The sequence below is a fragment of the Rhodococcus sp. SORGH_AS_0301 genome, from assembly GCF_030818285.1.
Classification (GTDB): Bacteria; Actinomycetota; Actinomycetes; order Mycobacteriales; family Mycobacteriaceae; genus Rhodococcoides.
Window position 1 is genome coordinate 938927 of the sequence record NZ_JAUTAC010000002.1, and the last position, 24267, is coordinate 963193.

23 protein-coding genes, 1 tRNA gene and 1 pseudogene are annotated in these 24267 nt (G+C 69.5%); 9 read left to right on the forward strand and 16 right to left on the reverse strand.

Going from position 1 to position 24267, the window contains the following annotated elements; genetic code table 11:
* Positions 1-8 precede the first annotated feature (8 nt).
* Positions 9-590 (forward strand): TetR/AcrR family transcriptional regulator, encoded by a 582-nt coding sequence (locus QE397_RS05070; protein WP_222630061.1) that lies wholly within the window; start codon positions 9-11, stop codon positions 588-590.
* On the opposite strand, the gene QE397_RS05075 is transcribed toward QE397_RS05070, so the two are convergent.
* Positions 564-1589, reverse strand: coding sequence for an LLM class flavin-dependent oxidoreductase (locus QE397_RS05075; protein ID WP_307092148.1), 1026 nt, complete (start codon positions 1587-1589; stop codon positions 564-566). The two genes, QE397_RS05070 and QE397_RS05075, sit on opposite strands and share 27 nt — an antisense overlap.
* Positions 1590-1671: 82 nt before the next feature.
* On the opposite strand from QE397_RS05075, the gene QE397_RS05080 reads away from it, so the two are divergent.
* Positions 1672-2334 (forward strand): GNAT family N-acetyltransferase, encoded by a 663-nt coding sequence (locus QE397_RS05080; protein ID WP_027505591.1) that lies wholly within the window; start codon positions 1672-1674, stop codon positions 2332-2334.
* A 19-nt stretch (positions 2335-2353) separates the two neighbouring features.
* Here the strand turns inward: QE397_RS05080 and QE397_RS05085 are convergent, their stop codons facing one another.
* The 3 genes from QE397_RS05085 to QE397_RS05095 are packed head-to-tail and all read right to left on the reverse strand — an operon-like array spanning position 2354 to position 5220.
* Positions 2354-3226, reverse strand: a complete 873-nt coding sequence (locus QE397_RS05085; protein WP_056448610.1) for a sugar phosphate isomerase/epimerase family protein — start codon at positions 3224-3226, stop codon at positions 2354-2356.
* Position 3227: 1 nt separating this feature from the next.
* Entirely contained in the window at positions 3228-4262 is a 1035-nt protein-coding gene (locus tag QE397_RS05090) for a Gfo/Idh/MocA family protein (RefSeq protein WP_027505593.1), read from the reverse strand.
* A 34-nt stretch (positions 4263-4296) separates the two neighbouring features.
* Positions 4297-5220 (reverse strand): sugar phosphate isomerase/epimerase, encoded by a 924-nt coding sequence (locus QE397_RS05095; RefSeq protein WP_027505594.1) that lies wholly within the window; start codon positions 5218-5220, stop codon positions 4297-4299.
* Between the two features lie 161 nt (positions 5221-5381).
* On the opposite strand from QE397_RS05095, the gene QE397_RS05100 reads away from it, so the two are divergent.
* The gene (locus tag QE397_RS05100) at positions 5382-6383 is read left to right on the forward strand and encodes a LacI family DNA-binding transcriptional regulator (protein ID WP_222638599.1); all 1002 of its coding nucleotides are present in this window, start codon (positions 5382-5384) and stop codon (positions 6381-6383) included.
* Here the strand turns inward: QE397_RS05100 and QE397_RS05105 are convergent.
* Complete coding sequence (locus tag QE397_RS05105; RefSeq protein ID WP_056448604.1) at positions 6362-6631, reverse strand: WhiB family transcriptional regulator; 270 nt, start codon at positions 6629-6631, stop codon at positions 6362-6364. The two genes, QE397_RS05100 and QE397_RS05105, sit on opposite strands and share 22 nt — an antisense overlap.
* Before the next feature lie 114 nt (positions 6632-6745).
* Here QE397_RS05105 and QE397_RS05110 point away from each other — a divergent pair, with 114 nt between their 5' ends.
* Positions 6746-7666, forward strand: coding sequence for an MSMEG_6728 family protein (locus QE397_RS05110; RefSeq protein ID WP_307092154.1), 921 nt, complete (start codon positions 6746-6748; stop codon positions 7664-7666).
* A gap of 3 nt (positions 7667-7669) precedes the next feature.
* Here the strand turns inward: QE397_RS05110 and QE397_RS05115 are convergent, their stop codons facing one another.
* From QE397_RS05115 to QE397_RS05125, 3 genes are read right to left on the reverse strand one after another with little or no spacing between them, the layout of a single operon-like run.
* Positions 7670-9421 carry an ABC transporter ATP-binding protein gene (locus tag QE397_RS05115; protein ID WP_222647474.1) on the reverse strand — a complete coding sequence of 584 codons (1752 nt, stop codon included), beginning with the start codon at positions 9419-9421 and terminating at the stop codon, positions 7670-7672.
* The gene (locus QE397_RS05120) at positions 9418-11121 is read right to left on the reverse strand and encodes an ABC transporter ATP-binding protein (RefSeq protein WP_222630073.1); all 1704 of its coding nucleotides are present in this window, start codon (positions 11119-11121) and stop codon (positions 9418-9420) included. Before QE397_RS05120 ends, QE397_RS05115 begins: the two co-directional genes overlap by 4 nt.
* A 49-nt stretch (positions 11122-11170) precedes the next feature.
* Positions 11171-11536, reverse strand: a complete 366-nt coding sequence (locus QE397_RS05125; protein WP_056446171.1) for a PLD nuclease N-terminal domain-containing protein — start codon at positions 11534-11536, stop codon at positions 11171-11173.
* A 213-nt stretch (positions 11537-11749) separates the two neighbouring features.
* Here QE397_RS05125 and QE397_RS05130 point away from each other — a divergent pair, with 213 nt between their 5' ends.
* Together QE397_RS05130 and QE397_RS21760 are read left to right on the forward strand one after the other, a co-directional pair.
* The gene (locus QE397_RS05130; protein ID WP_027505601.1) at positions 11750-12046 is read left to right on the forward strand and encodes a hypothetical protein; all 297 of its coding nucleotides are present in this window, start codon (positions 11750-11752) and stop codon (positions 12044-12046) included.
* 124 nt (positions 12047-12170) lie between these two features.
* A pseudogene (locus QE397_RS21760) lies at positions 12171-12530 on the forward strand (CDP-alcohol phosphatidyltransferase family protein); the annotation flags it as partial.
* Between the two features lie 185 nt (positions 12531-12715).
* Here QE397_RS21760 and QE397_RS05135 read toward each other — a convergent pair.
* Positions 12716-13579 carry a YhjD/YihY/BrkB family envelope integrity protein gene (locus tag QE397_RS05135; RefSeq protein WP_307092157.1) on the reverse strand — a complete coding sequence of 288 codons (864 nt, stop codon included), beginning with the start codon at positions 13577-13579 and terminating at the stop codon, positions 12716-12718.
* Positions 13580-13729: 150 nt separating this feature from the next.
* On the opposite strand from QE397_RS05135, the gene glgX reads away from it, so the two are divergent.
* Positions 13730-15784, forward strand: a complete 2055-nt coding sequence (gene glgX / locus QE397_RS05140) for a glycogen debranching protein GlgX (protein ID WP_222638480.1) — start codon at positions 13730-13732, stop codon at positions 15782-15784.
* A 36-nt stretch (positions 15785-15820) separates the two neighbouring features.
* Here glgX and QE397_RS05145 read toward each other — a convergent pair whose 3' ends face one another.
* From QE397_RS05145 to QE397_RS05160, 4 genes are read right to left on the reverse strand one after another with little or no spacing between them, the layout of a single operon-like run.
* On the reverse strand, positions 15821-16948 hold the full coding sequence (locus QE397_RS05145; protein WP_307092159.1) for a TetR/AcrR family transcriptional regulator: 1128 nt from the start codon (positions 16946-16948) through the stop codon (positions 15821-15823).
* The gene (locus tag QE397_RS05150) at positions 16945-18054 is read right to left on the reverse strand and encodes a sulfate/molybdate ABC transporter ATP-binding protein (RefSeq protein ID WP_082544551.1); all 1110 of its coding nucleotides are present in this window, start codon (positions 18052-18054) and stop codon (positions 16945-16947) included. The genes QE397_RS05145 and QE397_RS05150 overlap by 4 nt, the downstream gene beginning before the upstream one ends.
* Positions 18051-18869: an ABC transporter permease gene (locus tag QE397_RS05155; protein WP_235578986.1), complete on the reverse strand. Its 819-nt coding sequence runs from the start codon at positions 18867-18869 to the stop codon at positions 18051-18053. Before QE397_RS05155 ends, QE397_RS05150 begins: the two co-directional genes overlap by 4 nt.
* On the reverse strand, positions 18869-19261 hold the full coding sequence (locus QE397_RS05160) for a molybdopterin-binding protein (RefSeq protein ID WP_027505607.1): 393 nt from the start codon (positions 19259-19261) through the stop codon (positions 18869-18871). The genes QE397_RS05155 and QE397_RS05160 overlap by 1 nt, the downstream gene beginning before the upstream one ends.
* A 481-nt stretch (positions 19262-19742) precedes the next feature.
* Here QE397_RS05160 and QE397_RS05165 point away from each other — a divergent pair, with 481 nt between their 5' ends.
* The gene (locus tag QE397_RS05165) at positions 19743-20957 is read left to right on the forward strand and encodes an Ig-like domain-containing protein (RefSeq protein ID WP_261769329.1); all 1215 of its coding nucleotides are present in this window, start codon (positions 19743-19745) and stop codon (positions 20955-20957) included.
* Between the two features lie 4 nt (positions 20958-20961).
* Here QE397_RS05165 and QE397_RS05170 read toward each other — a convergent pair whose 3' ends face one another.
* On the reverse strand, positions 20962-21711 hold the full coding sequence (locus QE397_RS05170; protein ID WP_231476309.1) for a M23 family metallopeptidase: 750 nt from the start codon (positions 21709-21711) through the stop codon (positions 20962-20964).
* A 515-nt stretch (positions 21712-22226) separates the two neighbouring features.
* On the opposite strand from QE397_RS05170, the gene QE397_RS05175 reads away from it, so the two are divergent.
* On the forward strand, positions 22227-23450 hold the full coding sequence (locus tag QE397_RS05175; protein ID WP_307092162.1) for a DUF4185 domain-containing protein: 1224 nt from the start codon (positions 22227-22229) through the stop codon (positions 23448-23450).
* 54 nt (positions 23451-23504) lie between these two features.
* On the opposite strand, the gene QE397_RS05180 is transcribed toward QE397_RS05175, so the two are convergent.
* Together QE397_RS05180 and orn are read right to left on the reverse strand one after the other, a co-directional pair.
* Positions 23505-23577: transfer RNA gene (locus QE397_RS05180), tRNA-His, on the reverse strand.
* A gap of 80 nt (positions 23578-23657) precedes the next feature.
* A complete protein-coding gene (gene orn / locus QE397_RS05185) occupies positions 23658-24260 on the reverse strand; it encodes an oligoribonuclease (RefSeq protein ID WP_222630093.1) in 603 nt (200 codons plus the stop codon).
* Between the last annotated feature and the right edge of the window lie 7 nt (positions 24261-24267).

Sequence of the window (24267 nt, forward strand, 5' to 3'; positions counted from 1 at the left end):
TTCGAAACATGACATCCGAGGTCGCCTGGACGCCGAAGGCGCGTGCCGTGCTGGCCGCGGCCGACGAGCTGTTCTACGAGCAGGGCATTCACGCGGTCGGCGTCGACACGATCGCGGCGCGAGCCGGCGTCACGAAGAAGACGTTGTACGACCGCTTCGAGTCCAAGGAACGGCTCGTCGTGGAGTACCTGCGGGAACGAGACCGTCAGTGGCGCGAGTTCCTCGCCGTCCGGCTGGGTGCCGTCTCCGCCGACGAGGCCGGCGATCGGATCGATGCGGTGCTCGTCGCCTCGGCCGAGTGGACTGCGCAGCGAAGTGGCAAGGGATGCAGCATGGTCAACGCGCACGCGGAGATCAGCGACCCCGCCCACCCGGCCTATCCGGTGATCATCGGGCAGAAGCGCTGGATGGCCGATCTGTTCGTCGACATCCTCGCGGCCGCAGGAGTGCCCGATCCGGTGGGCACGGCCGACCTGCTGATGCTCGTGCACGAGGGCGCGCTGGTGTGCGCGGGAATGGGAGTGGTCGAGCGGCCCTTCGACCGTGCGCGTGCTGCCGCGCGTCTACTCCTCGAGCCCACCGGCCGGTGACCACCCGAGCGCCGGCCCGAGCGTCGTCGCCATGTCGGTGAGAATCTGCACGTAGTCGTCGTGGTCGAAGCTGAAAGGCAGAGCGAACGCCACCTCGTCGATCTCCCGGAAGGCTGCGCGCGCCTGCAACTGCTCCACGAGCTGCTCGGTGGTGCCCACCAGATCGGGAGCGAACAGCAGGCGGGCCGGGCCGACCGGTGACCGGGTGCGGCCCAGACGGGCATCGGCGTACTCCCGGTAGCGGGCACGCTGGCTCGGTGTGGCCGAGTCGGTCGGAATCACCACCAAGCCCTGCGAGACCCGAGCACCGTTCCCCGCCGAGTGTGCCGAGCGGAAAGCCTCGATGTGGGAGAGCTGGATGCGGTCGAAGTCGTCGTCCTCCTCGGCCTTCACGACGCTGCTCGTCAGGAAGTTCATACCGTTCGCGCCGGCCCAGCGAGCCGACCCGAGCGACGCTCCGCCGTACCACATCCGGGACGCAAGACCGGGCGAATGAGGCTGTGCGCGTGAGGAATGCACCTCGATGCCGTCCATCCCCTCGAAGTCCGTCAGACGATCGCCTCGGATCGCGGCGAGGAGCCGCTCGACCCGGGCGTAGCTGAAGTCCTCCCGATCGGCGGTGTCGGGGTACAGCGCATCCCTGAGCCGGTCGAAGTTCATCGGCGGGCCCACGCTGACCCCGGGATTCAGGCGCCCGCCGGACAGGATGTCGACGGTGGCGAGGTCCTCGGCCAGCCGCACCGGGTTCTCCCACCCCAGCGGAGTCACGGCGGTGCCGAACTCGATCCGCGAGGTCCGCTGCGATGCGGCGGCCAGCACGGCGACGGGGGAGGAGATGCCGTACTGCAGGTGGCGATGCCGCAACCAGGCGCTGTCGAAGCCGAGACGTTCGCCCAGCTCGATGATCGCGAGCGTCGACTCGTGCCCGGCCGCGGGGTCGTCCCCGTCGAACAGTCCGATCGTGAGAAAACCCATCCTGCGCAGCGGTCTCGGGTGCATGGGTCCATGATCCCCCCGTGAGCCTTTCGCGCATCCCCGAGTACGCAAACCGCGCACGGGGGCGAAGCCCTATGATCACGCGATGACCGATCACGATCATGTTGCCGCTCGCCGAGAGATCACGTCCGCCCTACTGGCGGCCTTCGAACGTCGTCACGAGGTGCTCGACGTCATCGTCGAGGCCGAGACCCGGCCCGACGCCGTGGAGGCGATCGCCACCCTGCTCGGCACGTCACGGTTGGGCGGCGAGGCAGTCATGGGCATGTCGTTCGCCAGCCTCACCAAGGACGCCCGCCGGAGCAACGCCGCCGAGCTCGAGGACCTGGACAGTCGCCTGAACTTCACGTTGGCCGAGCGTCCTGCCAGCGCGGGAGAGACCCTGGTGCTGGAAGCGTTCTCGGACGACGACCGCGACCTGTTCGCCGCCCGCCTCGCGGACGTCGGTTCCGCGGGTGACGGATCCGGCGGAGCGGCCGGTGATCTGGACACCGAGCTGGCTGCGGCACGGGACCGCCTCGACTCCGAGCAGGCCGCGTGGTTCGTCGCACGCGAGGGCGCGGAGAAGGTGGGCATCGTCTTCGGCGAGCTCGCCGGTGGCGACATCGACCTTCGGGTGTGGATCCACCCCGGACACCGGAAGAAGGGCTACGGCACTGCGGCGCTGCGGAAGTCGCGCGCCGAGATGGCGGCGGTGTTCCCGGGGGTGCCCATGATCGTGCGCACCCCCGGGGTCCAGCCGTCCTGACACTTCTCGTGAGAGGCGATCAGGCCCGGTACTTCTCGACGTATCGGGTCATCGTCTCGAGCTGGTAGCGGGAGACGTCGTGGGCGTTCTCGTTCTCGGCGAAGACGCTCGACACCATGACGGTGTCGTTGTCGTAGAACCCGAGTGAGCCGAGGCCGCCGAAGAACTGGTCCCAGTCGACGTCTCCGTCGCCGATCTTCAGGTGCTGGTGCACCCGCACCGCGTTGCCGGGTGGGTTGGTGATGTACCGCAACCCGTGCGAGCGGTGATGATCCATCGTGTCCGCCACGTGCACCAGACGCACCATGTCCCCGGCCGCGGCCATGATCGCCGGCAGGTCACCGCCCATGTGGAACTGGTGGCACGCCACGATGACCATCCCGATGTTCGGGGAGTTGATCCCGCGGATGGTGCGGATCGCGGCGAGCCCGTCCTCGACGAAATCGTCCGGATGCGGATCGATCAGGACATCGAGTCCTTCCCGTTCGATGATGGGGACCAGTTCCTCCATCGACCGGTAGAACGCCCGCTCGGACTCCTCCGGCTTCTCCGGTCGACCGGAGAACTCGGTGTTCATCGTCGACACCCCGAGGTCGACGGTGATCTGGATGGCCCGCTTCCAGTACCGCACGGCCGCCTCGCGGGCGTCCTCGTCGGGACCGGACCACCGCAGCACCGGCAACACCGACGCGATCCCGACGCCGGCGTCCGAGCACGCCTTGCGGAACTTCGCGACCAACCCGTCATCGGCCTTGGGATGGTTGAAGAACGGGATCATGTCCACGTGCGGCGTCAGCTGCAACCACTCGTACCCCAGATCGGCCACCACGGCGGGCAGCTCGAGCAGCGAATGCGAATGATGGAACGGCGTCGGATCGAGCGCGATCTTCATCTCAGGCACCGACGATGGACGAGCGCTGCACCATCTCGACGGCGACCGGGGCACCGGACTCGAGCGACTTCACGCCGGCCTCGCACACCGCGGCTGCAGCGTATCCGTCCCACGCTCCGGGGCCGTCGACGTAGTTGCCCGTCTCGGCGCCGGCCTTCACCGCGTCGACCCAGCGCTGGATCTCGGTGTCGTAGGCCTGGCCGAAGCGCTGCACGAAGCCGGGAGTGATGGTGCCGCCCCAGGTTCCGGGAGCGGACTTGCGGACGAGGCCGACGTCGAGACCGATCATCGCGCTGCCGTGCTCGGCCACGACCTCGGTGCGCACCTCGTAGGCGACGCCGGTGGTGACGAACACCTCGGCGTCGACGTGTCGACCGGACTCCGTGGTGAAGATGGCGATCTGCGGATCCCGCAGGCCCTGCGGTGCCGACGGATTGGCCGACGGGCTGATGATCTGCACCGACGTGATCTCCTCGTCGAGGAGGAAGCGAGTGACGTCCACCTCGTGCACCAGCGAGTCGCGCACGATCATCGCGCTGTCGAAGTGCGGCGGCACGGCGGGGTTGCGGTGTGCGCAGTGCACCACCAGCGGACGGCCGAGCTCGCCGGAATCGATGAGTGCCTTGAGCTGGTCGTACTCGGTGTCGAAGCGGCGCATGAATCCGACCTGGATGAGCTTCTTGCCCAGCGCGGCCTCAGCTTCCACGACGGCGAGGGACGTGGCCACATCGGTGGTCAGCGGCTTCTCGCACATGACGGGCTTGCCGTGCTCGAGACACGCGAGAAGCTGCTTCTCGTGGGTCGGGCCGGGAGTGGCCAGGACGACGGCGTCGACCTCGGGGTCGGCGATCGCGTCGAGGGGATCCTCGACGACGCGGCAGCCGGGGATGGTCGCGGCGAGCTCGTGGGCCTTCGCGCTGACGTAGTCGTTGATCACGGCGACGCGGGCGCCGGTGATCTTCGAGGTGATGCGGGCGACGTGATCGGCACCCATCATGCCGACACCCAGGACCGCGATGCGGAGTTCGGTGGTCATCGTGTCAATCCGTTTCTGTAGGTGCGAAGTGTGGTCAGGCGAACGTGACGGCGGGAATGCCGCAGGAGCCCAGGTACTTCCGGGTGCGCTGCGCGATCGGCAGGGGAGCGTCGACGGCGCACGGGTACATGTCCTGCTCGACGATCGCGAAGATGTCCGCGGTGAGCTTGCCGTCGTCCGCGAGGCGCTCGATGGTCTTCAGGAGCGGGGGCATGTCCGGGATGCCGAGCGGCGGTTCCGTCATGGCGCCGAGCTTGACGGCCTCGCCGAACGGCAGATCCTCCGCTGCGACCCTGGCGCGGACCTCCTCGTTCACCTGCTTGAGGTGGAGGTACCCGATGCGCTCGGGTGCCCGCTCGATGATCGCGATGTTGTCACCGCCGCAGTAGCTGATGTGGCCGGTGTCGAGGCACAGGTTCACGAACTCGCTCGAGGTGCCGTCGAGGAAGCGGTACACGTTCTCCTCGGTGTCGACGTGGCTGTCGGCGTGCGGGTGGTACTGCGCCTTGACGCCGTACTGCTCGAACATGCGCTTGCCGAGCTCGTTCATGCCCTCGGTCTTCTTGCGCCACTGGTCTGCCGTGAGGTCGCGGTCCTCGAGCACCGCGCCGGTGGAGGGGTCACGCCACATCTCGGGGATGACGACGACGTGCTTCCCGCCGGCGGCGGCGGTCAGCTTGGCGACGTCCTCGATCTGCGTCCACACCGCGTCCCACGCGTCGTCCTGATGCAGGTGTTCGAACACCGTGCCGGCCGACAGCTTGAGACCCCGAGAGCCCAACTCCGACAGCAGCTTCTGCGGATCAGTGGGCAGGTAGCCGTACGGGCCCAGTTCGATCCACTCGTAGCCCGACGCCGACACCTCGTCGAGGAAGCGGCCGTACGGGGTCTGCTGAGGATCCTCGGGGAACCACACTCCCCAGGAGTCGGGGGCGGATCCGACGCGAATCGTGCTCATGTCTCGGGGGTTCCTCTCGAAGAATGTCCGGCGCTCGTGCTGTGGCACTAACGCGCTTAAGTAACGCGCTTAAGCTACTATGAGGTGGATCACGCTTCCGTGTCAAGCCCCGTCCCAGAGGAGTGCCGGTGTCCACGCCGCCCCGCAGCCGCAAGACGACGATGAGTGACGTCGCCGCTCTGGCGGGAGTGTCCCGGACCCTGGTGTCGTTCGTCCTCAGTGGCAAACCGGGTGCGAGTGACGACACTCGCGACCGTGTCCTGGCCGCTGCGCGCGAACTCGACTATCGACCCGACAACGCCGCGCGACTCCTCGCGCGCGGGCGGAGCAGGACGTTGGGGGTCGTGATCGACGTGCGACAGCCGTTCCAGGCCGATCTCGTGACCCACATCTATCCCGTGGCCGAGGCGGCCGGGTACGAGGTGTTGCTGTCCGCGAGCGCGCCCGGCCGGGACGAGACGAAGGCGATCGAGGCGCTGCTCAGCCATCGCTGCGAAGGCGTGATCCTGCTCGGTCCGTCGTCCACACCCGAGTACGTCGCGCATCTCGAGGAGCGGGCGGTGGTGGTCATGATCGGACGGGCCCTGCCCGCCACCGACTTCGACATCGTGCGCAGCGCCGACGACCACGGAGTGCGTCAGGCGGTCGACCACCTCGTCGGACTCGGGCACGTGGACATCCACCACGTCGACGGTGGCACCGACTCCGGTGCGACCGAGCGTCGCGCCGCCTTCCGCGCCGCGATGGACGAGCGCGGTCTTCCCGCCGTGGTGTGGCCGGGTGCGCACACCGAGGAGGCGGGCAGTGCCGCCGGAACGCGCATGGTCGCCGAGCGGCGGGTGCCCACCGCGGTGATGGCCGGCAACGATCTGTGCGCGGTGGGATTGATGGACGCGTTCCACCGTGCCGGAATCGCTGTGCCCGATGATGTCTCGGTGGTGGGATACGACGACAGCGAGCTGGCGCACCTCTCGCGCATCGATCTCACGACCGTCCGGCAGGACGCCGAGGGTCTGGCCGCGACGGCGGTGCGGTTCGCCATCGCCCGCCTCGAGGACGAGAGCCTCGCGCCCGCCGAGCTGGTGGTCGAGCCGTCACTCGTCGTGCGCGGGAGTACCGGGCCCGTGCGCACGGTCGCGCGTCAGACGGCCCGGCGCACCTGACGCCGTTCGCGGGCGGTCAACCCGCCCCACACTCCGTACGGTTCGGCGGACTCGAGAGCCACTTCGCGGCACCGAGCGATCACCGGGCAGTGTGCGCACAGCCTCTTCGCGATCTCCTCGCGTTCGCGGGCAGCTCGTCGTCCCTCTCCGGCGGGGGAGAAGAACAGGTCGCTGCGCTCGCCGCGGCACACCGCGGCGAGACGCCACTGCCCGGAGTCGGTGGAGTTCGTCTCGACGGAGATCGTCATGACACACGATGCTGTCGCAGTGAGAGGGGTCGGCACAGGGTTCGACTCGAGCAGGTCGCAACTCCGCAGCGGCACCCTCGTTTCGACGCGGCCCTCGTCGGTCACCCTCTCGGGATGCAGACGTTCCTCCCCGACCCCGGCTTCGCCCGCAGCGCACAGCTGCTCGACGACAAGCGGCTCGGGAAGCAACGCGTCGAGACCTTCCAGATCCTGCGCGCCCTGGTATGGCCCTCCTACGGGTGGAAGAACCACCCGGCGGTGGTGATGTGGCGGGGATTCACCCCGGCGCTCGTGGCCTACGGGATCGCGACCTGCCGGGAGTGGGCGGCCCGCGGGCGGGCGGAGGCCCTGGAGTCACGGCTCCTCGATTACAGCGACGGGCGTGCGTGGACGTACGACGAGTTGCGCGACGACGGCCGATTGCCGCCCTGGCTCGGTGACGACTCGGTGCACGCGAGCCATCGTCGCGCCCTGGCCGCGAAGGCGCCGCAGGCGTACCCGGCCGACTGGGCGGGGGAGACCGGGTACGTCTGGCCCGGATCCCTCTTCCCGCGCTGGCCCCTGACGGTCGGCGACACCACGCCCAGTGCCGTGGTGTCCTCGATGATCGAGATGGGCGCGCCCGCAGAGCTGTTCGACCCGGGTACGGAGGAGTGGTCCGCCCTGCGGGCCCTGCACCGTGGCCGATCCGCGCAGGTGCGGACGACGAGCCCCCGTCTGCTGACGGTCGCTGCAGCGCTGGTGCGGCCGGGCCGCACGGCTATCCTGCTGGACACCGACCCGCTCGCTCCCGACCTCCCGCTGCCCGAACCGTCCGCCGAGCCGGGCGGCACGGTGTCGGCGTCCGTCGCGCGCGAGCCGACCCCCGAGGACGTCGAGGCGATGCGGGCAGAGGGCCGCGATCCCGGGCGTCTGCGCGTGTTCCGCCGTGGCGCGACCGTGCGCGATGCCGGGGAGTACGCGCTGGTGGTGACGTCCGGTGCCGCGGTGCCGGGCGAGCTCGCGGCTGTTCCGTCGCTCCGTCTGACGACGTGAGGACTAGCGCCCTCGCCACGCGGACCAGAGTTCGGAGTACCGGCCGCCGGCCTCCACCAGATCCCGGTGCGGCCCCTGCTCGACGATGCGGCCGTGCTCGAGCACCACGACGCTGTCGGCGCTCGCCGCCTGGGTGAGGCGGTGGGCGACGACGATCGTCGTCCGTCCGCGAGTGGCGGCCCGGGCGGCCTCCTCGAGGTCGCGCGCGCCGGCGCTGCCGGCCTCGGCGGTGGCTTCGTCGAGGACGGCGACCGCCGGATCGGCCAGGACGATACGGGCCAGTGCGATCTGTTGCGCGCGAGACGGAGTCAGCTCGACGCCGCCCTCGCCGACCACCGTGTCGAGACCGTCCTCGAGGGTGCTCACCCACGAGTGCGCGCCGACCGTCCGCAGCGCGTGCTCGACCGTCTCCCGATCCGCGTCCGGTGCCGCGAGCCGCAGATCGTCGATGAGCGGTCCGGCGAACACGTGCACCTCCTGGCTGACGATCGCGACGTGCCGGCGCAGTCGATCGGAGCCGATGTCGTCGAGCGACACCCCGCCCACCCGGACCGATCCGGAGTCCGCTCGCATCGAGCCCGCCACGAGCGCGGCGATGGTGGACTTGCCGGCGCCGGTCGAGCCGACCAGTGCCACCGTCGTGCCGTCGTCGATCCGCAGATCGATCCCGTGCAGGACGTCGTCGACCCCGTCGTAGGAGTGGCGGAGGTTCGTCACGACGACGGTGCCGTCGGCGGGCTCCGCCTCGGTCCCGGGAGAGCGGTCGTCGGGCAGATCGATGACGCCCACCAGTCGTGCGAGGGAGGCCCCGGCCGACTGGATGTCGTCGAACGAGTACAGCAGCATGCCGATCGGGTTGAAGAGCCGGTGGAACAGCAGTGCCGCCGCGGTGGTCTGACCGACGGTGACGGCGTCCTCGCGCACCAGCAGGAAGCCGACGGTGAGGATGACCGAGAGGCCGACGCACTCCGCCCGGTTGCTGCGCGAGCCGAACCGGGTGAAGAGACGGAAGACGGTGACGGCGATGTCGCGAGCCTTGCCGGACGATGCGTCGATGCGCGCGAGGTGCTCACCCTCCATGCCGTACGCCCGCACGGTGCGGGCCCCCTGCATGCTGCTGACCAGAGACTGGGCGCGCTCGCCCATCGCGACGCGCTCGGCGGCGTACATCGGGGCGGACCGCGGCAGATACCAGTGCAGGGCCATCACGTACATCGGGATCGCGACCATGCCCGCGAGTCCCAGACGCCAGTCGAGCCCGAGCATCGTGATCAGACTGAGCAGGACCAGCAGCACGGCGGCGAGGATGTTCGGCACCACTTCGCCGAGCGATTTCGCCATCACCGCGATGTCGTCCCCGACGCGGGAGAGCAGGTCTCCCTTGCCGACTCGCTCCAGTGTGCTCACCGGGAGGTGGAGTGCGCGACCGAGGACGCGCTCGCGCAGCGAGGCCAACATCTTCTCGCCGAGCAGACTGACGGTGTAGGCGCCGATCCCGGTGAAGACGCCGCCCGCGACCGCCGCGGCGCCGATGACCGTCACGACACCGACGATCGTGGACGTCGGTGCGCCCTCGGTCACCCGATCGACGAGCATGCCGAAGACGTACACGGGAATCAGCGCCATCGCCGCCGCGACCACGCCGATGGCGACGGTGAGCGCGACCGATCCCCGCCGCGCACGGAGTTCGCCGCGAAGGAACGCCCAGCATCGCCGTCCACTCGCGATGGGCAGCAGTGCGGTCGGTTCGGTCATCGCAGAACCGCCTCTCGGTAGCGCTCGTCCGTCTCCGCCAACCCGTGGTGGGTGCCGACGGTCGCGACGCGCCCCTCGTCGAGCACGACGACGCGGTCGGTGACCGCGAGGAGCGCGGGGCTGGTGGTGATGAGCACCGTCGTCTGGGTGCGGGCGTCGCCGTCGTGACGCAGTCCCGCGATGCCGGTGGCGATGGCGTGTTCGGTCACCGCGTCGACGGCGGTGGTCGGATCGTGGAGGACGAGTACCGGTGGCTGCGCCGCGAGTGCGCGGGCGAGGGCGACTCGTTGGCGTTGCCCACCGGACAGGCTGGCACCGCGGTCGGTCACCGGATGGTCGAGACCGCCGTCGTGCATGGCGACGATGTCGGTGACGGCGGAGGCGGTCACCGCGGCGTCGAGGTCGCTCCCGCGGTCCAGGGCGATGTTGGACCGCACCGTGCCGGCGAACAGATCCGACGTGTGCGGTTCCACCAGCACGGTGCGGCGGACCTCGGGGAGCGCGAGCTCGGTCACGTCGACGCCGCCGACCGTCAGCCGTCCGGTGACGTCGTCGGGCGACACCTGCCCGGAGAGGACGGCGGCCAATGCATCGGCGTCCTGCGGCCGGTAGGCGACGACGCCGACGATCTCGCCGCGCCCTAGATGCAGGTCGAGATGCGTCAAGGTCCCGTAGGACAGGTCGTCGAGTCCGACGGACGAGGTGTCGGGGGACCGCGTACCGGTGGAGGTGACCACCGGGTCGGCGCCGAGAACCAATGCCAACCGGTCCGCTGATCCGCGGATGACCGCGAGGAAGCCGGGAAGTCGGGAGAGCGAACTCAGCGGCTCGATGAGGAACTGCGCCAGTCCGACGACAGTGATCAACTCGGCGACGGAGATTCGGCCCTCGAGAGCGAGGAACCCGGCCGTGCCGGCCACGGCGGCGGACAGCAGCGCGCCCACCGTTGCCGAGACACCGAGATACACGCTGTTGCCACGGGCCAGACGCATCGTCGCGGCCAGTGCACGTCGGCTCGACTGCACGAACCGCCGGGACGCGACGTCCTCGGCGCCGATACCGCGGAGGGGCCGTACGCCGCTGACGAGATCGGTGGCGAGACCCGAGACGCGGGCCACCTCCGCCTGCTGATCGGTCGCGGCGCGGGTGAGGAACGGCGCACACAACTGCAGGAGAAGGAGAAGGACAGGCGTGCCGATGACGACGGCCAGCCCGAGCGGCACATCGATGACGAGAAGTGCCACCGCCGTGACGACGAGGGCGGTGACCGCGGCGGCGACCCGGGCGATGGCGTCGAGCGCCCACGAGGTCTTCTCGGCGTCCGAGGTGCTGACCGTCAACAACTCGCCGGGGCCGAGATCGACCTGGACGCCGCGCGGGTCGAGCACGCGTCCCGCGACCTCCACGCGTAGCAGGTGTGCTTCCCGCTCGATCGCGACGACGATGATGCGGGCGCCGATGCGGTACGCGTAGGAGAGGACGACGAACAGACCCGCCAGCCCCAGCAACGAGACGATCATCGCGGTGACGTCGCCGGTCTCGACCGCGCGGCCGATGATGAGACCGATGGCGACCGGCACCATCGTCTCGCAGAACTGGTGCACACAGAACAGGGCCGACGAACCGACGAGTCGCACACGGTGGCGCCGGGTGGTGCGGCGAAGGATGGCCCCGCCGGTCGACGGAGGTGCGTCATGCATTAGCCGACCCTAACCCACGTGGCCGACCGGTCGGGACGACGCGTACGCGTCAGTCGTGCTCGGGATTCCTGGTGCGACGGGCGGCGTCGCGCTGCTGCTGAGCGCGTTCCCGGCACCGACGCAGGAACTCCTCGTCGGACTCGGAGTTCGTCGCGACCGCGCGGCCGGGACGGACGTCGTACTCGGGGAAACGGGTCGCGCTCGGTCGGCGTCCCGCGTCGGGACCGCCCCAGATGCCGCCGCCGACGGGCCGGCCCGCCACGAGCCAGGCCACGGACCCGGCGAGAGGAAGGAACACGACGAGCAGGAGCCAGACCGTCTTCGGGAGGTGACGGATGCCACCTTCGTCGGCCGTGATGACGTCGATGAGGCAGAAGATCCAGAGCACGGCGACGATCAGGCCGAGATAGGGCACGGGCGCGTCCTCACGTAGAGCGGTTCACGTCCCGATTCACGAACCGCATGGTCTGTTGACGCGCTCACCCTAGCGCCCGACGTCGCCCTCGTCACTCCGTACGAGCCGTCGCGGGGGTAGGTGGTTCCGAATGCCCTCTGTGAGCGCCCACCGACCGGGTTTCCCCCGGCGGTCCGACGGGCATGCACGGATGTATCGACGAAAGGACAAGTCGTGGTCGCGCAGAACGAGAACGAGCAGCCGCAGGATTTCGCACGCACCACGCGTGCGCACGCCGGTGAGGCCATCACCGACAGCCGCGCATGGCCGGGCTACTTCCTGATGGCGCTGGGCTTCGTCGCGCTCGGACTGGGCCTGACCGCAGCGGGCGGCGGCTTCGAGGGATGGGTGCTGGTCGCCGGCATCGCCTGCCCGGTTCTCCTACTCGCCGGCCTCGCCGTGGTCCTGCTCGAGCGCAAGCGCGTCAAGGCGGCCGAGGGCAAGTCCCTCACCGATCCCGGTGGTCACTGACCACGATCACGTGACGGGTTCCGATGCGTCGGAACCCGTCGTCTCCGTGCCGAGAACTCGCACGCAGTACTTCCGTGCGTGGTCCGAGCTGCACGGCGGGTACGACGTGCACTCGTCGGCACTGGTGCACGGCTGGCTGACCATCACGTACGTTCTGGCCCGCCCGCTCGCGCGGGCGCGCGTAGCCCCCACCGCGGTCACCGCTGTGGGGGTTCTCTTCGCTGTCCTGGCTCTCGCCGTCGCGGGTTCCGGTCCGTGGGGCGCCGGCGCGGCGGCACTGCTTCTCGTCCTGTCGGCGCTGGTGGACAGCCTCGACGGCGCCGTCGCACTGCTCCGCGGTCGATCGACGGCATTCGGCTACGTTGCCGACTCGGTGGCCGATCGACTCTCGGACATGCTCGTCTTCGCGGTTCTCCTCGTGCTGGGAGCACCCGCACCCCTGGTGGTCGCGGTCGCGCTGCTCACCCTGTTGCACGAGACGGCGCGGGCTCGCGCGGTGTCCGCGGGGATGGCGTCGATCGGAGTCGTGACGGTGTGGGGAGCGCCCGTCCCGCGTGATCGCCGTCGTGGTGACTCTCCTGGGAGCCTCGGTGGTGGACACCGGTCCGCTGTTCGGCACCATCGGTGCCGCCGTGTCCCTGATTCTCGCCGTCGTCGGCTTCAGTCAGATCAGCGTGTCGATCCATCACGCTCTGAGTACGCTTCCCGCTCCGCGACCCGGTCGCACTCGAGAGTGAACACCCAGCCGATCAGCACGATGATGTGCAGCAGGAACAGCCACAGCACCGTGGCGACGGCCGCTCCGACGGGTTCGAGGCCGCCGAACGGGCCCGACCAGTCGATGGGTATCGCGAGGAACAGCACGTAGCCCTGCAGGAATCCCGAGACGAAGGACGCGGTGGTCAGGGCACCGATCGCGACGGCCGTACGCGAGAGGGTGGTCGGCGCGACCACCCGGTACGTCCATCCGATGGGTACGGCGAGCACCAGCCAGACGGTGACGAATCCGAGCCAGACGCGGAACGCTCCCGCGCCGATGCCGCCGTTCACCGAGGCGAGTGCGTTGCCCACCACGAGAACGGGGATGGTGAGCAGCGGCGTGACGATCAGGACCGGGAGCGCCGACGCGCGACCGCGCCAGCCGACGAACGATTCGCGCACGGGCTCGTAGACGAGCAGGGCCCGTCGCATGCCCTCGCCGTAGAAGGTGGCGGGCAGGATCGCGACCAGGCCGCCCAGCCACCCGAGGTGGGTCCCGGCGTCGAACAGGGTCCGCACTGCACCCGGGGCGCCCGCCGCGCCCGGCAGAAGTCCGGCGATGGCGTCTCCGTACCCGACGACGGTCTCCTCACCCAGCAGCAGCGTGGTGAGGCGCAGACCCAACAGCAACATCGGCACGACGGCGATGCCGCCGTAGAACGTGATGCCCGCCGCCACCAGGGCCGTGTCGCGCGCCGCCAGCCGACGTCGCATTCCCGCCGCGACGGCCGTTCGTTCACGCACGATGCGTCGAGTCGTGCGGACGCCCGTCATGGGGCATGTCTACCCGGTGGCCCGTGCGCTCAACCTGCACCGTTTCGTCCGGGCGGTGCGCGGGTAAGAACGCTGGGACCCGCACGACTTCCGTGGGTGACTTCCGGTCCCTCCACGAGCTGGACCTACGACAGAGAACTGGTGCCATCAGTGACACGACAGCCTTCCACCCCCTACCCCCCGGGTGTCAGTCTTCGACCCGACGGGAGCGCGAACGTCGCGGTCTACACCGAGACGGCCGAGTCGGTGACCGTCGTCACGTACGACGAGAACGGTACCGAACTGTCGTCGACGACACTGCCCGAGTACACCGGCCACGTGTTCCACGGCATCGTCGAGAACATGTCCGTCGGAACGCGATACGGATTCCGGGTCGACGGCCCGTGGGATCCGGCCGCCGGGTTGCGCCACAACGCCGCCAAGCTCCTCCTCGACCCCTACGCGAAAGCCGTTGCGGGGTCCGTGGAATGGGACGAAGCGGTGTTCTCCCACCATCACGACGAGCCCGAGACCCGCAACGACGCCGATTCCGCGCCCTTCATGCCGCGGTCCGTGGTCGTCGACGACTCGTTCGACTGGGGAGACGACGCCGCGCCGCGAATCCCGTTGTCCGAGTCCGTCGTCTACGAGGTGCACGTCAAGGGGTTCACCCAGCTCGACGAGAACGTGGACGAGGCCGTCCGCGGGACCTACGCGGGCCTCGCGCATCCGTCCGCCATCGAGCACCTGACACGGCTGGGCATCACCGCCGTCGAACTGCTGCCCACGCATCAGTTCGTCCAGGACTCGCACCTGCTCGAGGAGGGTCGCCGGAACTACTGGGGATACAACTCGATCGGCTTCCTCGCGCCGCACAACGAGTACAGCAGTGCGGGCGACACGGGTGGGCAGGTCACCGAGTTCAAGTCGATGGTCAAGGCGCTCCACGCGGCCGGCCTCGAGGTGATCCTCGACGTGGTCTACAACCACACCGCCGAGGGCAACCACCTCGGACCCACCCTGTCCCTCAAGGGAATCGACAACGCGTCCTACTACCGGCTGGTCCCCGAGGACCACAGCTCGTACTACGACACGACGGGAACGGGCAACAGCCTGAACGTCGGCCATCCCGCCGCACTCGCCCTCATCATGGACTCGTTGCGCTACTGGGTCACCGAGATGCACGTCGACGGCTTCCGCTTCGACCTCGCGAGCACCCTGACCCGTCAGGACGAGGACCTCGACCGACACAGCGCGTTCCTCGACATGGTGCATCAGGATCCGGTGCTCGCCCCGGTGAAGCTGATCGCCGAGCCGTGGGACACCGCCGGCTATCAGGTCGGCGGCTTCCCGGCGCGGTGGTCGGAGTGGAACGGGAAGTTCCGCGACGACGTCCGCGACTTCTGGCGCGGCGAGGAGGGTAGCCTTCCCGCTCTGGCGCAACGTATCTCGGGTAGCCCCGACGTCTACGAGAACGATCGCCGGCCCACCCTCGCGAGTGTCAACTTCATCACCGCGCACGACGGCTTCACTCTCGCCGACCTCACGATGTACGACGAGAAGCACAATGAGGAGAACGGCGAGGACAGCCAGGACGGCGAGTCCGACAACCGGTCGTGGGGATGCGGCGCGGAGGGTCCGACGGACGATGCGGACGTCAACGCGCTGCGCGATCGCCAGCGCCGCAACTTCCTCGGCACGCTGCTTCTCTCGGCCGGTGTTCCGATGCTCCTGGGAGGCGACGAACTCGCGCGCTCGCAGGGCGGCAACAACAACGCCTACTGCCAGGACAACGAGATCTCGTGGTTCGACTGGGCGGTCGCCGACGACGCACTCGTCGAGTTCACCACGGCGCTGATCACACTCCGCCGCGAGCATCCGGCGCTGCGTCCGGTGTGGTTCCGCCACGGCGAGGACGACACCACCACCGACACGAGCGGCGGTCGACCCGACACGATCGACTTCCAGCGCGCGGACGGCGTCGCGATGGGTGACGACGACTGGACCACCGGATCGAACAAGTCGATCGCCGTGCTGTTCAAGTCGTCGGCCGAGGACACCGTGTTCCTGTGGCTGATGAACGCCTCCGACACCCCGGTCGAATTCACCCTGCCCGACGAGACGTGGTCGCTCACGATCTCGAGCGACCCCGAGCAGGAGGTGGGCGAGGACCCGACGTCACTGCTGGTACGAGACAGGTCGTTCACGCTGCTGCAGGCTCAGTAGCCGGTCGCGGCACGGCAGATCCGACGCGGGCCCCGATCACCGATGTGGTGATCGGGGCCCGCCGTCGTCCACACCCAGAATCGCGGTGATCACCGCGGCGAGCCGGCGCTCGTCGACGTGCCGTGACAGGTCGTCCACCACCGTGAACGCTGCTTCGACGAGAACCGACGACTGTGCCCGCGAGCGTCCCGGCATCGTCGACGCGAGGAGGTGCACCCACTCTCCGCGCTCCTGGCGAGCCATCACGGTGAGCTCGCGTGCCGTCGCCGGACCGGTCGAGAGGCCGTGGCGCCGGAGTACCCGCAGTGCTGGCGCCCGCGTCGCGAGGGCCACGCGCCGCCGCGCCAGCCCGGCCAGCGCCTGGTGCGGCGTGTCCGACCGGGCGAGCACACGCGCCGTCTCGTCTGCCGCCCGGCGCGCGGCGCCGAGGCACACCTCGTCCAGCACCACGGTCTTGCCGCCGAACCAGCGGTACGTGCTCGATGCCGCGATGCCCACCGAGGAGGCGATGGCCGCCATCGTCACGTCGGCGGGCTCGTTCTCGTCGAACAGCGCCGCGGCCGAGCGCAGGAGTGCGTCCCGTCGCCCGACGGGCGGGACGCCGCGCGGGAGATCCGGATCGTCGACGGCGTCCGGCAGGTCCGCCGAGAGGACCGCGGCGCACGCGGAGTCGAGAACCTCGAGCACCGCGGCGGCGGGGACGGCGAGGCGGTGCGTCCCGATGCTGGAGAGGGTGGACAGCACCGCCCGAGTCGTGACGTCGGAGTCGCGAGAGGGCCGAAGGATCGGATCGGCACGACGTGCTGCCGCGGTGACGGCATCGAGAACCGTGGTCACCGAACCGATGTCGGGGTCGTGCAGATGCGGGCGGTCGCGGCGCAGCGTGCCGAGCGAGCGGCGCACGGTGAGGGCGCCGAGAGCGAGCGCGTGGTGATCGGCGGGAGCGCCCTCCCGAGCGATGCGCCGTTCGAGGCGTGCGACCGCGGTCAGATGCAGCGTGCGGAGCAGGTCGTACTTCGAGTCGAACCACCGATACACCGACGGCCCCGAGACGCCCGCGGCCGCCGCGACGTCGTCGATGCCGACGGCCGCGTAGCCGCGGGCACCGAACAGATCCGCTGCCGCGTCGAGCAGTCGCCGCGGCCGTGGCGACCCACCGGTCACCGCGGTGTGGGCGCGCCGGGAGCCGCGGCGTGCAGTGCCACCTCGCCGGCCTTGACGACGAAGTGGACGCGACGGCCGGGCACGAGGTCGAGTTCGGTGGCCGCCGCGACGGTGACGTCGGCGTGCAGCGCGGGCAGACCCGCGGCCGCGGTGGACGTGATGCGGACCGACGAGCCGGTGGACTCCACGTGGCCGATCTGCACGGGCAGCACGTTGCGGGGGCTGCCCCGCGGTGGGTCGACGAAGACGGAGACGGCGGTGGGATGCAGCAGGGCCACCGCCGACGAGCCCGCGTCGAGAGGATCCGGGGCGCGGCCCTGCACCGCGACACCCGACGCGGTCGTGAGCGTGTCCGGAGCGGTGATGGTGCCCTCGATCGAGTTCACTCCGACGAGGGCGGCCGCGAACCGGGTACGCGGAGCCGTCAGAACGTCGCGGACGGTGCCGTGTTCGACCACTCGTCCGGCGTCGACGACGGCCACCTCACCGGCGAGCGTCAGGGCGTCGACCCGGTCGTGGGTCACCAGCAGGGTGGTGCGCGAGGTCTCGGCGAGCACCTCGCGGAGCACGCGGCGCATGGCCGGTGCGGACTCGGCGTCGAGCGCCGCGAACGGCTCGTCGAGCAGGAGCACGTCGGGGTCCGCCGCGAGTGCGCGGGCGAGGGCGACGCGTTGGGCCTGTCCGCCGGACAGTGCGCGCGGCCGCCGATCGGCGAGGTCTGCCGCGTCGACGGCCTCGAGCCATCGGCGCGCGAGTCGCTCGGACTCGGCTCGTCCGGCACCTCGTGAGCGGGGCGCGAAGGCGACGTTCGCCAGCGCGGACAGGTGTGGGAACAGCAGCGCGTCCTGGGCGAGGAGAGCCACCCGTCGGCGATGCGGCGGGACGTCGATGCGCTGCGCGCTGTCGGTGAGGGTACGCGCTCCGATGCGGACCACGCCGTCGTCGGGCCGGACGAGTCCGGCCACCATCGACAGCAGCGTCGACTTCCCGGCACCGTTGGGCCCGAGGATCGCCACCACTCCGCCCGACGGCACCGTGAGCGTGAGGTCGGCGCCGCGTGCTCGGTGACGGACGTCGAGGACGACCGAGGTGTCGGTGGGTGTCACAGCACGCCTGCCGGACGCCGACTGCGAGTGAGGATCACGATGACGATCGCGACGACGATGAGGACCAGCGAGAGGGCCACCGCCGCATCGGGATCCGTCTCGCGCTGAAGGTAGATCTCGAGCGGGAGGGTGCGGGTGACGCCCTGGAGCGACCCGGCGAACGTGAGGGTGGCGCCGAACTCGCCGAGCGCACGGGCGAAGGAGAGCACCGCACCCGACGCCAGCCCGGGCAGGACCAGGGGGAGGGTGACCCGCAGCAGGACGGTGCCGGGTGAGGCTCCGAGGGTCGCGGCGACGACCTCGTACCGCGTGCCCGCCGTGCGCAGTGCGCCCTCGAGACTGATCACGAGGAAGGGGAGGGCGACGAACGTCTGCGCGAGGACCACCGCGGTGGTGGTGAAGGCGATGTCGATGCCCCACGCCCGCAGGTGTTCACCCAGCAGTCCCTGCCTGCCGAACGCGTAGAGCAGGGCGAGCCCACCCACCACCGGGGGCAGGACGAGGGGGAGCAGGACGAGTGCGCGCACGACGGCGACGATCCGCCCGGTCGACCGCGCGAGGACCAGGGCCATCGGCACCCCCAGCAGGATGCAGAGGACAGTGCTGGCGGCCGCCGTGCGCAGGCTGAGCAGCAGCGCGGCCCGGGACGACTCCGAGGTGACGAGCGGAACGAAGCGAGCCACGTCGACCGAGAGCAGCATCGCCACGAGAGGGAGCACGACGAGCGCCGTGCCGAGGCTGGCCGGCACGAGGATCCAGGCGGGCGGACGCACCGCGTCGCGGTGGCCGCGCGTCCCGCCCGCGAGGCTGGAGATCACGGTGTCTCGACGATGACGGTGGTCGCCTTGACCACCGCGACGGCGACGCTGCCGGGTTCCAGTCCGAGTGTCCGCACCGATTCTGCGCTCATCAGCGACGTCACGGTGAACGCGCCGCACTGCATCTGTACCTCGGCCATCACCGTGTCGACGACCACCGAGGTGACGAGTCCGGCCAGACGGTTGCGCGCGGAGCTGACCGTGCCGCTCGGATCCGGCGGTGCGGCGGCGCGGGCCCGAGCGTGCGCCGCGAGCGAGGCGCCGTTCACGACGGTGCGTCCGGCCGAGTCCTTCGACGTCTCGACGACACCACTCTCGATCCACCGGCGGACGGTGTCGTCGCTGACACCGACCAGGGCGGCGGCGTCTCGGACACGCAGATCACTCATCGGGTCGCACGCCGGAACGAGACGGGGCGCGGCGCAGATGCGGACGACGTGGGACCGAGGGCGCGCATCCACGTGATGCTAGCGGCCGGGAACAGACTCGGGGGTGTCGGCGTTGCACAGCTCGACGGAGTCGGATCCATGCCCCGGGTACCACCCCTTTCGCCGCTACGAGCGGCCTTCTGCCGAGAGGCGCACGGCCGACTCCGTCCTCGACGCCGCCGAGTTCACGCTCGGCGGCATCGTGCTGTCCGGGGTCGCTTGTGACGCACACCAACAGCACCCGCGATCATCGAAACGGGACGCCCGGTCCGCATTCCCGCTGGCAGAGGCTCCGGACCGCTGGTGAGGAGCCGGGTCGATGCTCGATCGGTACTCGACCGTGACCGTGTTCCCCAGCTCCGGAGTGGTGAGAAATCCCAGGTGGATGGCATCATGTGCGTGATAGCTGATGGTTCGGGCGCAGGTGAGTGGAGTCGAGAGAATGACGATGTCGTGGGGTAGGACCCGTCGTGGGCGCTCGACTCTGGTGGCCGCGATGACGGTGCTCGCACTCTCCGCGGCCGGGTGCACGGCGGGGTCGGGTCAGACACCGACGGCGGCTCCCGCGCCGATCGACTCCAACCCGCTGTCGGAGCTCATGAAGCCGAAGGTGTCGTTGCCGGCGCCCGACGCGTCCGTCGGATTCTCCCCGAGTGCTCCGGTCGCGGTGACCGTGGCGGACGGCACCCTGTCCGAGGTGACGCTCACCGACGACGCCGGCACCCCTGTCCCCGGAGCCCTGTCCGAGGATCGGTCGTCCTGGACGAACAGCGAGGTGCTCGACTACAACGGCACCTACACGTTGCGTACGCGGGCCTACGGTCTGGGCGGTGAGGCGTCGTCCGTCTCGTCCTTCACCACCAGTTCGCCGGACAACGTCACCAAGCCGTACCTGCTGCCGTCCGAGAACGAGATCGTGGGCATCGGCCAACCGGTCGCCGTGCAGTTCGACGAGCCGATCCCCGACAAGATCGCCGCGCAGAACGCGATCACCGTCGTGACGGACCCGCCGGTCGAGGGTGCCTTCTACTGGGTCAACCAGAAAGAGGTGCGGTGGCGCCCGCAGAACTACTGGGCTCCCGGCACCCGCGTCACCGTGACGGTGGACGTCTTCGGTCGCGACCTCGGCGAGGGACTCTTCGGCCAGGAGAACGCGTCGTCGTCCTTCTCGATCGGTGACGCCGTCATCGCCACCGCGGACGACGCCACCAAGCAGGTGACGTTCTCCGTCAACGGAGTCGACGTCAAGACCATGCCGACGTCGATGGGCAAGGACAGCTCGCCCACCGACAACGGGGTCTACATCATCGGTGACAAGTTCGCGTCCATGGTCATGGACTCGTCGACCTACGGCGTCGCCGTGGACTCCGCGCAGGGCTACCGCACTCCGGTCGACTGGGCGACGCGAATGTCGTACAGCGGCATCTTCTTCCACTCGGCGCCGTGGTCCGTCGGATCACAGGGCTATTCGAACGTCAGCCATGGTTGCCTGAACCTGAGCCCGTCGAACGCGAAGTGGGTCTACGACAACACCAAGCGTGGTGACATCACCGTCGTGAAGAACACCGTGGGTGGAACACTGTCGGGTACCGACGGACTGGGCGACTGGAACATCCCGTGGGACGAGTGGAAAGCCGGCAACGCCCAGTCCGTCTGAGCCGCTAGACCTTCAGGCCCAGAGCGGTGAGGTAACCGACCGGGTCCACGGCCTCGCCGCCGCGTCGCACCTCGAAGTGCAGGTGCGGGCCGTTGGAGTCGCCGGTACTGCCGACCGCGCCGATGGCCTGACCGGGAGCGATGGTGTCACCCACGGCGACATCGATGCGACTCTGGTGTCCGTAGAGGACCTCCGTGTCGCCCTTCTGGATCTTCACCAGGTTGCCGTACCCGTCGCCCGCGTCACCGGCCTGCGTGACGGTGCCGCCGGTGACCGCGTAGATCGTGGTGCCCTGCGCGGCTCCGAGGTCGATGCCCTCGTGGTTCTGCCGTCCGCCGCCGGTCGGGTTGTTGCGCCCGCCGTAACCGGACGTGACCTCGAAGGTGCCGGGCGTCAAGGGGAGTCGTGATCCGCCGACGCCCAGCGGGGCCGCCTGGAAGGGCGACGTGGCGTCCGGCGCGGCGTCGGGAGTCACCGGGGTGAGGGTGATGTCGCCGAGAACGAGCCCCGCGACCTCCTGCACCAGCACGCCCGTCGCGTCGAAGACGGCGGCGAGGATCGCCGCCTGCTGCTTGGCGCTCAGCGGAACACCGGGAATCTGGAACGCGGGCAGAGCGGGGAGCGGCGGAAGCGCGGGTGCCGCTGCGGCCGTGGGTGTCCCGGCGAAGAGCAGAGCTCCGGTGGCCGCGACGCCCACCATGGCGGCGGATCCCCAGCGACCACGGCGGCGCACCGGTGACGGCGATGCGTCCACGGTGTCCTGTGATGCGGTGTTCGAGTGTGATGTTCGGTGCACGAGCTACCTCCGTATGCGCCCACGGGCGTCGCCATTCGGTCTGCGCCGACCCGGGGGAGGAGTCCCGTCGCTGCTGCGCTGTCCACGGCGGTACGGCCGTCGACGTCCCTCTGTCCCGTACCGGTCTCACCGACCGGTACCGGACGAGCAGTCGCCCACGGCGCACCGCTCGGCGAAGTCGAATGCCCTTCCCTTGGCATTCACGTCCGTCGAGCGAACAACACGAGTAACACACGGCGCACCTTCCCCAAGAGCGCCACGGGTCACTCTACGGGACAGCAGTATCGCTCGGTAACACGAATGCTCAATTACACCAACGTAATTCGGTTGTGCCGGCCTAGCTGCGAAAACACATACGTGTAATTCGTCGGTGGGGCCGTCCCGGTGCGGAGATCGGACCGTGTCCGGACTGGTACCTTGCGTTCGGGGGCGGGTTACTGCCGCGTGTGGCGCGACTGTGGGGGATGTTCTGTATGCGACGACAACGGGCGATGGCGGCTGCGCTGGCACTGGCACTGGTGGGGGGAGTGAGCCTGGTGCTCGCGCCCGTGGCGGCGGCCGAACCGTGTGGAGGACTGCCCGGTACCGGGATCGACGGAACAGGTTTTCCCGGTCAGCCACCTGCGGGACGGCAGGGTCCGGTGCCCGCCTACAACGGGCCGTCGACGTCCACCGTGGGGTGGGTGACCGGTCAGGAGAGTGTGAACCGGACGTTCGATCGTTTCGGAATCTCGGGGACCGATCTCGGCATCAGTTGGGACAACGGAGCCGGTCAGACCCTCATGGCGTTCGGCGACACCTTCGGGAACTGCGCGGTCCCGGGCGGGCAGTGGCGGCACAATGTTCTGTTGCGCAGCAACGACACCGACCTGTCGGACGGCATCACGTTCGCCGACGGTGTGCCCGGTGACGTGAACTCCGGTGCGGTGGTGGCCGGGAACGATCCGCGATTCGCGACCCAACTGCTCTCGGCTCTCGGGCTCTCACCGGTCGAGTACACGATCGTTCCCACGTCGGCGATCGCCGTGAACGGCGTGCAGTATCTGCACTTCATGTCGGTACGCGAGTGGAGCGGCTCGGTGTGGTCGACGAACTACGCGGGAATCGCGACGTCGCGCGACAACGGGCAGACGTGGTTCCCCGAGCCCGCCACCATCCGGTTCAACAGCGGCGTGACCGTCCCCGGTACGGAGCAGTTGGACGCCCGCTTCCAGCAGGCGGCGTTCGTCCGCAGCCAGGACGGGTTCGTGTACCAGTACGGGACACCGAACGGCCGTCTCGGTGCGGCCTACCTGGCCCGCGTCGCACCCGACGCGCTGCTGGACCTCACCCGGTACGAGTACTGGAACGGTGGGTCCTGGACCTCCGACCTGGCCGCCGCCGCTCCTGTGGTCGGCCAGCCGGTCGGGGAGATGTCCGTCGCGTGGAATGCGTATCTCGGTCGCTACATCATGCTGTACGGCAACGACGTCGAGGGCCGCATCATGGCGCGGACCGCGTCGGCGCCCGAGGGGCCGTGGAGCGCTCCCACCGCGCTGGTGGTGAACAACGACATCGGCAACTACCCGGGCGGTGGCCTCTACGCGCCCTACATCCACCCGAGGTCGGCCGGTGACTCGCTGTACTTCACGGCGTCGCAGTACTCGTCCTACAACGTCATCCTCATGCGGACGGACCTCGACGCACTGCCCCGCTGAGCCCCACGCACGACGAAGGCCCCCGACTCGCGAGTCGGGGGCCTTCGTGTTCGGGGTGGACGACGGGACTCGAACCCGCGACAGCCAGGATCACAACCTGGTGCTCTACCAACTGAACTACGCCCACCATTGCTGCACACCCTGCGGCGATGCAGCGCGTTCGATACTAGCGTGACCGATACGCGGGAAGCCAATCGGTTCCCTGTGTCACGCGTCGCCACCGGTCAGCGTCGTCACGACGGCGCCGATCTCCTCGGTGGTAGGTCCCGGAGCCGCCACGAAGGCCGTCTGCCGGTAGTACTTCAGCTCCCGGATCGACTCCTCGATGTCCGCGAGTGCCCGGTGCGCGAGGCCCTTGGGAGGCTGACCGAAGTAGATGCGTGGGTACCACCGGCGGCACAACTCCTTGATGGAGCTGACGTCGATCATCCGGTAGTGCAGGTAGTCGTTCAGTTCCGGCATGTCCCGCGCGATGAAGCCGCGGTCGGTGCCGATCGAGTTGCCGGCGAGCGGCGCGGTGCCGGCAGGAACGTGCTGCCGGATGTACTCGAGCACCTTCTCCTGCGCCTGCTCCATCGTGACCGTCGACGCACGGACCTCCTCGGTGAGCCCCGACTTGGCGTGCATCTCGGTGACCACGTCCGGCATCGAGGCCAGTGCGTCGTCGTCGCAGTGGATCACGATGTCCACGCCGTCGCCGAGAACGTTGAGGTCGCTGTCGGTGACCAGGGCCGCGATCTCGATGAGCTTGTCCGAGCCCAGCTCGAGGCCCGTCATCTCGCAGTCGATCCACACCAGTTTGTCGTTCACGCACATC